13 protein-coding genes are annotated in these 12,224 nt (G+C 68.1%); 5 read left to right on the forward strand and 8 right to left on the reverse strand.

Annotated features, from left to right (window positions below; translation table 11 throughout):
• Positions 1-967, reverse strand: a 967-nt coding sequence (locus AC2VOP_RS07955; protein WP_486960456.1) for an NAD(P) transhydrogenase subunit alpha, incomplete at its 3' end; no start/stop codon positions are given.
• 227 nt (positions 968-1,194) lie between these two features.
• On the opposite strand from AC2VOP_RS07955, the gene AC2VOP_RS07960 reads away from it, so the two are divergent.
• From AC2VOP_RS07960 to AC2VOP_RS07970, 3 genes are all read left to right on the forward strand, one after another.
• The gene (locus tag AC2VOP_RS07960) at positions 1,195-1,407 is read left to right on the forward strand and encodes a ribbon-helix-helix domain-containing protein (protein WP_486960457.1); all 213 of its coding nucleotides are present in this window, start codon (positions 1,195-1,197) and stop codon (positions 1,405-1,407) included.
• 95 nt (positions 1,408-1,502) lie between these two features.
• Positions 1,503-2,336 (forward strand): tyrosine-protein phosphatase, encoded by an 834-nt coding sequence (locus AC2VOP_RS07965; protein WP_486960468.1) that lies wholly within the window; start codon positions 1,503-1,505, stop codon positions 2,334-2,336.
• A 72-nt stretch (positions 2,337-2,408) separates the two neighbouring features.
• Complete coding sequence (locus AC2VOP_RS07970; RefSeq protein ID WP_486960458.1) at positions 2,409-3,947, forward strand: PE-PPE domain-containing protein; 1,539 nt, start codon at positions 2,409-2,411, stop codon at positions 3,945-3,947.
• Between the two features lie 17 nt (positions 3,948-3,964).
• On the opposite strand, the gene AC2VOP_RS07975 is transcribed toward AC2VOP_RS07970, so the two are convergent.
• Genes AC2VOP_RS07975 through AC2VOP_RS07985 form a run of 3 tightly spaced genes read right to left on the reverse strand, consistent with a single transcriptional unit; the run spans position 3,965 to position 7,336 of the window.
• Entirely contained in the window at positions 3,965-4,828 is an 864-nt protein-coding gene (locus tag AC2VOP_RS07975; protein WP_486960459.1) for an SDR family oxidoreductase, read from the reverse strand.
• Between the two features lie 48 nt (positions 4,829-4,876).
• Positions 4,877-6,328, reverse strand: coding sequence for an aldehyde dehydrogenase family protein (locus AC2VOP_RS07980; RefSeq protein WP_486960460.1), 1,452 nt, complete (start codon positions 6,326-6,328; stop codon positions 4,877-4,879).
• A gap of 33 nt (positions 6,329-6,361) precedes the next feature.
• Positions 6,362-7,336, reverse strand: coding sequence for a class I SAM-dependent methyltransferase (locus AC2VOP_RS07985; protein ID WP_486960461.1), 975 nt, complete (start codon positions 7,334-7,336; stop codon positions 6,362-6,364).
• A gap of 202 nt (positions 7,337-7,538) precedes the next feature.
• Here AC2VOP_RS07985 and AC2VOP_RS07990 point away from each other — a divergent pair, with 202 nt between their 5' ends.
• Positions 7,539-8,912 (forward strand): chloride channel protein, encoded by a 1,374-nt coding sequence (locus tag AC2VOP_RS07990; protein WP_486960462.1) that lies wholly within the window; start codon positions 7,539-7,541, stop codon positions 8,910-8,912.
• Positions 8,913-8,930: 18 nt separating this feature from the next.
• Here the strand turns inward: AC2VOP_RS07990 and AC2VOP_RS07995 are convergent, their stop codons facing one another.
• Positions 8,931-9,881: a DNA-3-methyladenine glycosylase family protein gene (locus AC2VOP_RS07995; protein WP_486960463.1), complete on the reverse strand. Its 951-nt coding sequence runs from the start codon at positions 9,879-9,881 to the stop codon at positions 8,931-8,933.
• A gap of 34 nt (positions 9,882-9,915) precedes the next feature.
• Between AC2VOP_RS07995 and AC2VOP_RS08000 the strand changes: the two genes are divergently transcribed.
• A complete protein-coding gene (locus tag AC2VOP_RS08000) occupies positions 9,916-10,260 on the forward strand; it encodes a nuclear transport factor 2 family protein (RefSeq protein WP_486960469.1) in 345 nt (114 codons plus the stop codon).
• Positions 10,261-10,307: 47 nt separating this feature from the next.
• On the opposite strand, the gene AC2VOP_RS08005 is transcribed toward AC2VOP_RS08000, so the two are convergent.
• The 3 genes from AC2VOP_RS08005 to AC2VOP_RS08015 all read right to left on the reverse strand — a co-directional run.
• Positions 10,308-10,688 carry a DUF427 domain-containing protein gene (locus AC2VOP_RS08005; protein ID WP_486960464.1) on the reverse strand — a complete coding sequence of 127 codons (381 nt, stop codon included), beginning with the start codon at positions 10,686-10,688 and terminating at the stop codon, positions 10,308-10,310.
• 23 nt (positions 10,689-10,711) lie between these two features.
• Positions 10,712-11,761, reverse strand: a complete 1,050-nt coding sequence (locus tag AC2VOP_RS08010) for an NAD-dependent epimerase/dehydratase family protein (protein ID WP_486960466.1) — start codon at positions 11,759-11,761, stop codon at positions 10,712-10,714.
• The coding region (locus AC2VOP_RS08015; RefSeq protein ID WP_486960467.1) for a nuclear transport factor 2 family protein at positions 11,758-12,224 on the reverse strand (467 nt) is incomplete at its 5' end. The genes AC2VOP_RS08010 and AC2VOP_RS08015, both read right to left, overlap by 4 nt.

Genomic DNA, 12,224 nt, shown 5'->3' on the forward strand with positions numbered 1-12,224 from the left:
CGTGCTCGGGCATGCTGGCCGGCAGATTCAGCGGCGCGGCGATGGTGACGTCGTGGCGCACCACCGTCTCGCCCGGTTCGGTCAGTTCGCAGTTCCCGCCGGCCTCGCCGGCCAGATCCACCACCACGCTGCCGGGCTTCATGCCCTGCACCGCCGCAGCGGTCACCAGCTTCGGCGCCGGCCGTCCGGGTACCAGCGCGGTGGTGATCACCACGTCGAACCCGGTGATGGCCGCCTCCAGCGCCTGCTGCTGCTGCGCGCGTTCGGCATCGGTGAGCTCTCGCGCGTAGCCGCCCGCACCCGCGGCCGAGATGCCTTCCAGGTCGAGCCAGCTCGCGCCGACCGAACGCACCTGGTCGGCCACCTCCGGCCGCACGTCGTAGCCGGTGGTGCGCGCGCCCAGGCGTTTGGCGGTGGCCAGCGCCTGCAGGCCGGCCACCCCGACGCCGAGCACCAGCACGCTGGCCGGTTTCACCGTGCCGGCCGCAGTGGTCAGCATCGGGAAGAACCGCGTCGACAGCGCGGCCGCCAACAACACCGCCTTGTAGCCCGAGACGTTGGCCTGCGACGACAACGCGTCCATCGCCTGAGCGCGGGAGATCCGCGGGATCGCCTCCAGTGCGAACGCCTGGACCCCGGCGGCTTGCAGCGCGTCGATCTGGTTGTCGGCGCTGCGGGGGCTCAAAAACCCGATCAAAGTCTGCCCGCGGTGCAGCCGGCCCACCTCCGCCGCGGTCGGCGGTTGCACCTTGACGACGATCTCCGCCGCCCAGGCATCGCCGATAGTGGCGCCGGCCTCGGTGTAGAGCTGGTCGGGCAGCAGTGCCCGCTCACCGGCGCCGGTTTCCACCACGACCGTGACACCGCTTTTCACCAGCGAAGTCACCGCCTTGGGCACCAGCGCCACCCGGCGTTCGTCGGCCCCGGATTCAGCGACTACCCCGACCGTCGTTGGTGTATCTGCCATGGCGGCTATTTGTGCTTCCCTTGTCTGTTCGTGGTGTTCGCGGCTTTTCGTGGTGTTCGTAGCGTTCGTAGCACGGTAACGCCCCGCATGACCCGGTCCGCTGACAGCAGCGGTGTTCCGACCAGACACTCTAGTAGGAATCGGATGCCGCGCTTGCAACGGGTCTTTCAGGCCTGGCCGCGGCCGTGATGTATACCTCAGATTTATGGTGACGTATAGTTCGCGCCGTGAAGCGGTTGCAGATCTCTATCGGGGAAGACGGCGACCGGGCACTGGGAGTTGAAGCTCGGCGGCAACGCAAGTCGAAGGCCGCGCTCATCCGTCAGTACGTAACGGGTCGTCTGCACCTGGATCCAGCCGACGCGTTCGTCGCATCTTTCGACGGCGGCGCCGACCTGTCCGCGTCCGTCGATGACGTGGTCTACGGTCCTCGCGGATGATTTTCGTCGACACATCGTTCCGGGCTGCGCTGGGCGACGGCCGAAATCGACGGGCCTAAAAGCACTCTCGACGACGCGGTCATTCCCAGATGAGCATCGAAACTCGAGAACTGCAGGGCGCGTGGAACTTTCGCGATGTCGCCGACGTTGTCGACCGGTTGCGGCCGGGGCGGCTCTTCCGGAGCAGTGAGTTGAGCGGTCTCGACGACCGCGGCCGCGACGAGTTGCGCCGGCTGGGGGTGACCGATATCGCCGACCTGCGCTCGCGTCGGGAAGTGTCGCGACGCGGGCCGGGCCGGGTGCCGCCCGGTGTCCACATCCACCTGCTGCCGTTCCCGGACTTGGCCGCCGACCGGGAGGAGCCCGGCGCCGACGGCCAGGCCGGCCCGCATGAACGCGCTTTCCAGCGGGTCATGGCCGAGAAACTCGACGAAGAATCGGCCCGCGACGCCGTCATGCGCTACATGGTCGACGAGTACCGGCGCTTCCCCACCCTGGCCGGGTCCCGGAACGCCGTGCACCGGGTGATCACGCTGCTCACCGCCGGCCGGCCGGTGCTGGCACACTGCTTCGCCGGCAAGGACCGCACCGGGTTCGTCGTCGCGGTGGTGCTCGAAGCGGCCGGCGTCGACAGGGAGGTGATCGTGGCCGACTACCTGCGCAGCAACGCCGCCGTGCCGGCACTGCGGACCCGGATCATCGAGACGATCCAGCAGCGGCCCGACACTCCAGGCGCCGAGATCACCCCCGAGGTGCGCACGTTCGCCGAGGCCCGGCTCTCCGACGAGGTACTCGGCGTCCACGAGGACTACCTGGCTGCCGCACGCCGGGCGATCGACGACAGTTACGGCTCACTGGACGGCTATCTCCGCCGCGCCGGGGTCGACGCCAACGCGGTCGCCGCGCTCCGCGCCGCGCTTCTCAGCTGAGCGAAGTTGATTCTCATACTCAGCCCCGGTAGCTTTAAGTCCTCATCACACGACGCACTGAGGGGTCTTTCTATGAAATCAGCGCTTACGCCCGCAGTGACCGCCGGGATCGCCCTCCTCGGCGCCGGCGTCGTCGCCACCCCGGTGACGCAAAGCTCATTCGCCCAGGCGCTCGCCGTGCAGCTCGCCAACGGCGAGACAGTCGGGATAGTCATCGGCGGCAGCGGCACACCGATCCCCGGCCCGGACTACGTGGACGCTGCCAACAAGCTCTACATCGACAACCCGGACCACCCCATTTACCCTGACACCACCTACCCTGGGGTGCTGGCCAACGGCCTGTTCACCCCGGAGGGGCTCTACCCGCTGGACGGCATCAAGGTCTTGACGTTCAACTACCCCAGCGATGCCAGCGGCTTTCCGGCCCAGAGCACCTCGGAGGGCCAGGGCCTGACCATTCTCAACGACAACGTCCAAACCCAGCTGGCAGACGGAAACACCGTCACCGTGTTCGGCTACTCGCAGAGCGCCGGCATTGCCAGCCTGGAGATGGAGAAGCTCGTAGACGAGGGCGACTTGGGTAAGCCAGTGCAGTTCCTGCTGATCGGTGACGTCAATGCCCCCAACGGCGGCATCCTGGAGCGCTTCAACGGCTTCGAGACGTTGTCGGGTCAGTCACACGTCCTGCCGCTGAACCTCGCCAGCATGGGGTTCAGTTTCGACGGCGCGACCCCGGCCAATGACTTCCACACCTCCATTTACTCCCTGGAATACGACGGCTTCACCGACTTTCCGCGCTACCCGCTGAACGTCCTGTCCGATCTGAACGCCTTTCTGGGTATCAGGAGCATCCACGGCACATACCTGAACCAGGGCTTTGATCCGGTACATTCCGGGGGTCCCACGCCGGAGCAGATCGCTCATGCGATTCTCTTGCCGGGCTCGATGGACTCGGCGACGGACCCCTGCAGTGACTGCCTGACCAACTACTACATGATCCCCACCGGGACCCCGCCGCTGGTGCAGTTGCTGTCGGGTATTCCCGTCGTCGGCAAGCCCCTCGCCGACCTGCTGGGGCCCGACTTGACGATGCTGATCAACCTGGGCTACGGCAACCCGGACGTCGGCTGGTCGACCGCCCCGGCGAACGTGCCGACCCCGTTCGGGCTTTTCCCTGACGTCAGCATGAGCACGCTGCTCGGTGGCCTGGCTGCCGGGACGAAGGCAGGGTTCAGCGCATTCGAGGCTGGCCTGGCGGCCCCGACGTCGTTGTCGTCGGCCTTGTCGTCCCTGTTGCCGAGCGTAGACACCGCGACCGTGACAACCGATCCGGTGTCACTCACCGACATCATCAACGCGTTCTCGGGTGCGCTCTCGTCGGCCTACGCCCCGCTGCTGGGCACGGCGGACCTCGTCAATGCGTTGCTGACCAGTCTGCCCGCCTACGACGCCAGCCTCTTCACGACGAACGTGGCGCACGGTGACCTCCTTGACGCTGTCGGCCTGCCCCTGGCGGCCACTACCGCGATGGACGTGCTGGCAGCCGGCTTCGAACTCCAGATCATCGCGAATGGCATCTCGGCGGTTCAAGGCGCTTTCGCAGGTCTGTGACCCGCGACTAGGCCCGGTTAGCGCACCGAGAAGCTGGCGGCCTTCGCCGCGGACAGGTCGGTGATCGTCGACCACTGCGCGGCGATCTCGTCAACCGACGGCGGGTTCTCGAAGTTGGCGCCGTCATTCTCGAACAACGCGACCCGTTGCACCCTGCCGCCACCGACGATGAACACCGACCCGGTCTCGGCGACCTCTTCGGTGCACAGGTAGGCCACCACCGGTGCCACGTACTCTGGCTTGAGCTTGGCCAGCACCTCCGGCGGCAGAATGTCCTCGGTCATCCGGGTGGCCGCGATCGGCGCCAGCGCATTGACCTTGACGTTGTATTTGGCGCCCTCGATGGCCAGCGTGTTGACCATCCCGACCAAGCCCATCTTGGCCGCGCCGTAGTTAGCCTGCCCGAAGTTGCCGAACAACCCGCTGGTGGAGGTGGCGACCACGACCCGGCCGTAGCTCTGTTCCCGGAAGTGCGGCCAGGCCGCGCGCAACACGTTGTACCCACCGTAGAGATGCACCTTGAGCACGGCGTCGAAGTTCTCGGACGTCATCTTGTGGAAGGTGCCGTCGCGCAGAATGCCGGCGTTGCTCACCACACCGTGGATCGCGCCGAACTCGTCGAGCGCGGTCTTAACGAGGTTGGCTGCCGCATCCGCATCGGCGACGCTGTCGTAGTTGGCGACCGCACGCCCGCCCGCCTCGCGGATCTCTTTGACGACGTGGTCGGCCATCGAATGGCCCGCGCCGGTGCCGTCTCGGGCACCGCCGAGGTCATTGACGACGACGCTGGCCCCTTCGCGGGCCAGGGTCAACGCATATTCGCGGCCCAGCCCACCACCGGCTCCGGTGACGGCGATGACGCGATCCTGCACTCCGGGCATCTGCTTCCTCTCTGCTGGGTGTCTGGCGGGTTGCCTGGTAGGTGGCGGCTAGAGCAGCCGGCGCGCCATCTTCCACGCCTTCTCGGTGTACGGCGGGTAGACGAAGCTGACCAGATCGGGCCGAGTCGGTTTGGTCATCACCGCTTTGCGGTGGCTGAATTCGTCGAACCCCCAGCGGCCGTGGTAGGCGCCCATCCCGGACGGTCCGACGCCGCCGAACGGCAGCTTGGCCGTGCCGAATTGGAAGACCAGGTGGTTGATCACCATGCCACCAGCCGAAACCTGGCTCACCATCTGCTCGCGCGTCTTCCTGGCCTTGGTGAACAGATAAGCTGCCAGCGGCTTCGGCCGGGAGTTGACGAAGTCGATGGCGTCGTCGACGGATGCGACGGTCAGCACCGGCAGGATGGGGCCGAAGATCTCGTCGGTCATCAGCGGCTCGCTCGGATCGGGATCGACGACGACGGTCGGCTGCATCCGCGTCTTCGACGCATTCGAGCCGCCGCCCAGCGCGACCGTGCCCTTGGTGGCGGCCAGCGCGCCGACCAGCCGATCGAAATGGCGCCGGTTGACGATCGGTTTCCCGTCGTCTTCGCCCGCCTCGAACTTGGTGACGGCGTCGTCGATCTTTGCGACCAGCTCATCGCGGATCTTGGCGTCGGCCAGCACGTAGTCGGGGGCGATGCAGGTCTGCCCGGAGTTGATCAGCTTGGTCCAGGCGATCCGCTTGGCCGCGACGTCGAGGTCGGCGTCCGCGGCGACGATGCAAGGGCTCTTGCCGCCCAGTTCCAGCGTCACCGGCGTCAGGTGCGCCGCCGCAGCCTCATAAACCTTGCGGCCGATCTCGGTGCCGCCGGTGAAGAACACCCGGTCGAGCCCTTGGGCGATCAGTTCCTGGCTGACCGCGCCGTCACCTTCGACCACGGCGATCGCGTCGGTGTCCAGGTACTGCGGCACCAACTCGGCCATCAGCCGCGCCGACGCCGGAGAGACCTCGGACGGCTTGAGCACGACGGTGTTTCCGGCCGCGATCGCCCCGATCGCCGGACCGAGAGTCAACGCGAACGGGAAGTTCCAGGCACCGATGACCAACACCGTCCCGTAGGGCTCGTACTCCACCCAGGCTCGGCCCGGCAGCTGTGAGAGCTCCAGCAGCTGACGCTGTGGGCGCATCCATTTCTTGACGTGTTTGGCCGCGTACCGCGCTTCACCGACGGTGCCGACGACATCGGCCAGCCACGCTTCGAACGGTTTGCGGCCCAAGTCCTCATCGAGTGCGGTGGCGATCTTCGCCTCGTTCTCGGTCACCAGCGCCGCGATGGCGTGCAGCTGGGCGCATCGCCACTGCAGGCTGCGGGTTCGCCCGCCGGAGAAGGTTTCCCGAAGGCGCGCAACGGTTTTGCCGACGACCGATTCGACCCCGGCATCGGCGGGTGTAGTCGGTGCTTCGCCGGCTGTCGGGTGAGGGGTTCCTGCGGTGCGGCTGACGTGGGTGGTCATGGCTTTTCCTTCCCGACCGGCATAGGCCCAATCCTAATCAACCACCCGGTTGGATCGCACTGCGGTGACGAACTCCGAAAATGCATCCTTGCCGTCACCGGTGGGCAGGGCTACCCAGCGATGCAGCCTGCGCATCTCTTCTTGCGACGGCTGCGCGGTGGCTCGCCAGCCGTGCTCGTCGAGCCAGTCGCGCACCACCGCACGGTTCTCGTCGTGGTACATCAGCTCCCGCATGTCTACCGTCTGCGCAAAGCCGAGTTCGTCGGCCACCTTCTTGAACCGTTCCCGCAGTTCGTCGCGCCGCTCGTCGGCGTGGTGGGCGGCGGTCTCGACCACGAGCCGACTGCCCGGTGCGCTCAGCGCAGTGACCTGCTCGAACAGCCGGTCCTGCGCTTCGGCGGGCAGATACATCAACAGCCCCTCGGCCAGCCATGCGGTCCGTGCCGTGGGGTCGAAGCCCGCTGCTCGCAGCGCGGCCGGCCAGTCCTGGCGCAGGTCGATCGGCACCGGTCGGCGATCGGTTGACGCGGTCACCCCGTGCGCGGCCAGCCTCGCGGACTTGTAGGCCAGCACCTTGGGCTGGTCGATCTCGTAGAGCACCGTCCCAGCCGGCCAGTCCAGCCGATAGGCACGCGAATCAAGCCCAGAGGCCAGGATCACCACCTGGCGGATACCCGCGGCCACCACGTCGGCGAAGTAGGCGTCGAAGAAATGCGTCCGGACCGCCTGGTAGCTGCGCATGTGCGTCACGAACGCGGCGGTCTCCGGATCGGCGGCCTCCAGCTTGGCCTCCACTTCCGCGACCAGCGACTCGTCGAGCAGCGCCTCCCAGATCCCGGTCGCCGAGCCGGCAACCAGCAGCCTGGCGTACGGATCGCGGATCAGCGGGTCGGGCCGGTCGGTCTCGACGGCCCGGGCAGCGGCCACCATGACCGCTGTGGTGCCGACACTGGTGGCGATATCCCAGGTGTCGTCGTCAGTGCGCACGGTGCGCGGTGTAGTCGTCATCGGTCCCCTCACTCGTTTCGTGAGAGATACTACCGAATAAGTTAGTCAGGCTATCGGCCACCGGGGCGCGAAGGGCTCTTCCGGGAGTCGCCAGACACCGATCACCGCTGCCGAATTACAGTCGAGCCATGGTGACTGCCTACACTCGTGAGTTCATCCCGCACTGGCTGGACGGCGCGCTCGCTGCCGGCGCTAACACCGGGTGAACGCCGTGGGTTGCGGGGGAAACTGCGGGTACGTGCTCAAGTGGCTCGCCTTGGGCATCGCGATCGGCGCCATCGCCGGGCTCGGGGCGGTGGCGTTCCTGCTGGCGTTGCAGCACACCACTGAATTCCTGCTCGGCGATCTTGCCGGCTATCACATACCGACCCCGCTGAGCGAAGGCGGTGACCCCGGCTCCGCCGGTTTTCGCCGCCCCTGGGCGATTCCGTTGGTCACGACGGCGGGGGCGCTGGTGTCGGCGTTGGTCGTGGCCGGGTTCGCGCCGGAAGCGCAGGGCCACGGCACCGACGAAGCGATCGAGGCGGTGCACGCCGACCCCCGGGCGATCCGCAGCCGGGTCGTCGTGGTCAAGCTGGTCGCCAGCGCGCTGACCATCGGTTCGGGCGGTTCCGGTGGCCGGGAGGGACCCACCGCGCAGATCTCTGCCGGGTTCGGTTCGCTGCTGACCCGCCGGCTGAACCTCTCCGATGCCGACGGCCGGCTGGCGGTCGCACTCGGGATCGGCTCCGGCATCGGCGCCATTTTCAGCGCCCCGCTGGGCGGGGCCGTGCTCGCGGCGTCGATCACCTACCGCAGGGATTTCGACTACCGTGCCCTGCTACCGGGTTTCGTCACATCCGGGACGGCATACGCGGTGCGGGGCGCGGTGCTGGGGTTCGAGCCGATGTTCGGCTTCATCGACGCCGAATACCGCTTCGAGCAAGCATGGCCGCTGCTGTGGTTTGCCGCCCTCGGTGTGGTGGCAGCGGCGGTGGGCTACACCTACGCACGCATCTTCTACGGCACGGTCGAGCTGGTTCGTCGACTGCCCGGCGGCTCGGTGCTCAAGCCCACGGCCGGCGGGCTGCTGGTGGGGCTGCTCGCGCTGCCGCTCCCGCAGGTCCTCAGCAGCGGCTACGGCTGGATTCAACTGGCCGCCAGCCGGGAATCGCTGCTGGCGATTCCGCTGTGGGCCGTCATCGTGTTACCGGTCGCCAAGATCGTCGCCACCGCCCTGTCCATCGGCACCGGCGGGTCCGGTGGTCTCTTCGGCCCCGGAGTGGTGATCGGGGCGTTCGTCGGAGCGGCGATCTGGCGGCTGGGCGACTTGGCGCACCTGCCCGGCATTCCCGGTGACCCGAGCATCTTCGTGGTGGTCGGCATGATGGCATGCTTCGGCAGCGTCGCCCACGCGCCGCTGGCCCTGCTGATCATGGTGGCCGAGATGACCGGCTCCTTCGCGGTGGTGCCCGGCGCGATCATCGCGGTAGGGATCTCCGCGCTGTTGCTTCACCGCAGCGAGGTGACGATGTACCGGGCGCAACGGCTGGACCGCCGGTCCGCCGAGGCAGAACGGATCGGCGCTACCGGCTGAGACCGCGGGGCGACCGACTCACAGCGAGCGAATATCCTGCACCGCCAGCCGTGGCCCGCGCCGCGGCTCGACGGCCAACCCGCTGGCTTCCAGCAGCCGCACCACCCGGTGCCGGTGCGGGCGGGTCGGCTCCAGCAGCTCGACCATCGCGTCGTCGTCGATCGGGCGGCCCAGCAGCGTCCAGCCGACCATCTTTGCGACGTGGTAGTCGCCCACCGACAGCGCGTCGGCGTCGCCGAACGCGCGCTGCGCCGTCTCGGCCGCGGTCCACACGCCGACACCGGGCAGCGCAGTCAGCGCCGCACGGGCCCGCTCGGCAGGCCAGCCCGACAGCCGCTCCAGCGACGCTGCCCGCTGTGCACAGCCGACGATGGTCTTCGTCCGGCCGCCGTCGACGTTGGCACGATGGAACTCCCAGGACGGGATGGCCCGCCACACCTGCGCCGAGGGCGGCACCCGCATCCGCGCCGGCGCCGGACCGGGTGCCGGGGTGCCGAATCGGCTGACCAGTTTCCGCCAGGCCCGGAACGCGTCGATCCCGGGCACCCGCTGTTCGAGCACCGCCGGGATCAGCGCCTCCAGCACGCGCCCGGTGCGGCCCAGCCGCAGCTGCGGAACCCGGCGCTGTGCTGCAGCCACGACGGGGTAGCGCGCCACGAAGCCGGCTGGATCGTCGTCAGCGCCCAGCAGGGCGGGCGCGCCGTCGAGGAACTCGTGCGCGCCACCGCCCCACGCCGCGCAGTCGACGGCGTTGCGGGCCGACCGGGTGATCCGTACCGTCACCGGACCGCTGGGCAGCAGGCTGGTCCGCCAGATTGCGCCGTCGGCGGTGATCTGAAAGCACGGGTCGAGCGGACCGCGGCGTAGCGGGGCGAGAGTCAGCTCGGGGGTGGCCGTCCCGCCCAAGGTGACGGTGCGGGTCTGCGGAGTGTCGATGTGAGGATCATAGGATGGCTGGGTGCCAACCACGCCGTTCGATGACCCGCAGGCCGAGCTGGCGTGGATGTTTCTGCAGTGCATCACCGAGGGCGCGGACGTCGACGAGTATTTCAGTCTGCTCAGCGACGACTTCAGCTACTGGAGCATCCTCACCCGCACGTCCGTCGACAAGCAGGGGCTGCGGCGGGAGGTCGAGCGCCGCAAGGGCGAGGTGCGCGTCACCCTCGACCTGATCCGGTGCATCAACGAGGGCGAGACGGTGGTCATCGAGGCGCAGGGCAACGCCGTCACCGCCGACGGCGAACACTACGACAGCCCGCTGGTTTTCATCGTCGACACCCACGATGGGCAGATCGTGTCGGTGCGCGAGTACACCGACACTCGGTTCGCCGCGCAGATGCTCGGTTAGGGGTTCGTCACCAGCCGTGGCTCAGCTCCTTGACGCGAACGGGGCGCTTAGTGGTCTGCGACGCTGATGTCGGCTTTATCCGGATAGAACGCGACGTGCCCGGCGATCGCGGCAACCGCGGGGAACGGCTGTTCGTAGGTCCAGACGGCGTCGACCACGGTGTCGCCGGCGCCGGTGGTCACGCTGTAGTAGCTGGCGTCGCCCTTGAACGGGCAGTAGCTTGCGGTGCCGGTGCGGGTCAGCAGCTCCTGCTTGACGTCGGCCAGCGGAATGTAGTGCACCGCAGCATGTCTGGATTCATCCAGCGTCAGCGCATTGTCGGTGTCGGCGATGAGTTCACCGCCGATGCGGACGGTGACGTGCCGACCGGTGGGCGTCACGGTGATGGGATACTCAGCGGTCGGCGTCAGTACGGGTCGGTCGCTCATGGTGTCACTCCTGTCGGTTGAGTCTACCGTTCCCCAACGCGCGGCGGCGGGCCGTTTCTTCTCTTTGCGTTCCGGATGTTCCGCTGTGCCATCCAGAACCGGGCGGCCTCCCGGACCGACTCCTCGACCGGCCGCGGCTGCCAGCCGAGTTCGGCGATCGCCTTGGTGTGGTCGACGTCGGCCTCGGCACGCATCATCCGCACCGACGTCACCGACAGCTCGGCATCTTTGCCGGTGAACCGGGCCTTCAGGCTGCCCAGCACGCCAAGTGCGTAGAGCGTCGGCACCGAGATGAACCGCCGCGGCGGCGGCACCCCGGCTTCGTCGGCGGCGATCCGGATGACCTCGGCGTTGCTGATCATCTTCTCCGAGATCAGGTAGCGCTCGCCGTTGCGGCCGTGCTCGGCGGCGAGGATCAGCGCGCGGGCGGCGTCGTCGACCCCGACGGCCTCCAGCCGGATGCCCCGCATGACGAAAGGCAGCTTGTGAAACACCGCCCCGGCGATGAACGCGCCGTGCGGGGTGCGGCCCCAGTCGCCGTCGCCGTAAGTGGTGGACACGCACATCGCGACGGCGGGCAGCCCCGCCTCGGCCGCGTACCGCAGCACCAGGTCTTCGGCCTGCACCCGCGATCGCACGTAGGGGGTGAGGCGCCTGAGTTCGCGCGGGCCGATCCGGTCGGCCTCGGTTGCCACCTTGCCGCGGCGCCGGGCCACAGTGACGTAGCTGCTGGTGAAGACGAACCGGCGCAGATCCATGTCGTTGGCCACTTCCAGAACGTTGCGTAGCCCGTCGACGTTGGTGTGAAACAGCGGCGCGGGGTCGCGCAGCCAGGCGCGCGTGTCGACGACGCAGTAGTAGACGACGTCACAGCCGCTCATCGCCGCGCGCAGGGTGGCGGTGTCGAACACGTCGCCGTGAAACCGGGTCACGTCCAGGTCGTCGATGCTGCGGGTGTTCGCGGTCGGGCGCACCATCGCCCGGGTCTCAGTGCCCCCGTCGACCAGCTGGCGGGTGACGTGCGAGCCGAGGAAGCCGTTGGCGCCGATCACGAGCTGGGGTGCGGGACTCATACTGAGCCACCCGAGCCGCCGTAGCGTTGCAGCCAGCCGGCGGCCTCGTCGTCCAAGGTGCCCAGTTGCTGCGCTTTCTTGCACCATTTGAGCGCCGCCGCCAGGAACCGCAGCGGGTTGTAGACGTCTTCCTGGCGGCGCCACAGGCCATCGCCGGCGTAGCTGATGATCGAGATGTTGGTGGCGCTGATGATGGTCCCGTCGCCGGGGTCGACCATCGGGTTGTCCAGTTCGCAGATGACCCGCCCGCCGTCGGCGTCGATGACCGACCACAGCGACGGAAACGCAGTCATGTGGCTGCCCGGGAAGGTCGTCATCGTGGTACGGATCCAGGTTCGCACCTGGCCGCGGCCGTGCATGGTGCCCGCCGCGTGCTCGACGTATTCGACGTCCTCGGTGTAGTGCTGCACCCAGATGTCCCAGTTTCTGGTCTCGGCGGCGCGGGCGACGGTCTGCTCGAACG

The sequence above is a fragment of the Mycobacterium sp. TH-M106 genome, assembly GCF_057473765.1.

Coding starts and splice junctions, on each gene's coding strand:
- AC2VOP_RS07970 (WP_486960458.1), top strand. CDS start 2,409: ATGAAATCAGCGCTTACGCCCGCAGTGACCGCCGGGATCGCCCTCCTC.
- AC2VOP_RS07975 (WP_486960459.1), bottom strand. CDS start 4,828: ATGCCCGGAGTGCAGGATCGCGTCATCGCCGTCACCGGAGCCGGTGGT.
- AC2VOP_RS07980 (WP_486960460.1), bottom strand. CDS start 6,328: ATGACCACCCACGTCAGCCGCACCGCAGGAACCCCTCACCCGACAGCC.
- AC2VOP_RS07985 (WP_486960461.1), bottom strand. CDS start 7,336: ATGACGACTACACCGCGCACCGTGCGCACTGACGACGACACCTGGGAT.
- AC2VOP_RS08000 (WP_486960469.1), top strand. CDS start 9,916: ATGTTTCTGCAGTGCATCACCGAGGGCGCGGACGTCGACGAGTATTTC.
- AC2VOP_RS08005 (WP_486960464.1), bottom strand. CDS start 10,688: ATGAGCGACCGACCCGTACTGACGCCGACCGCTGAGTATCCCATCACC.
- AC2VOP_RS08010 (WP_486960466.1), bottom strand. CDS start 11,761: ATGAGTCCCGCACCCCAGCTCGTGATCGGCGCCAACGGCTTCCTCGGC.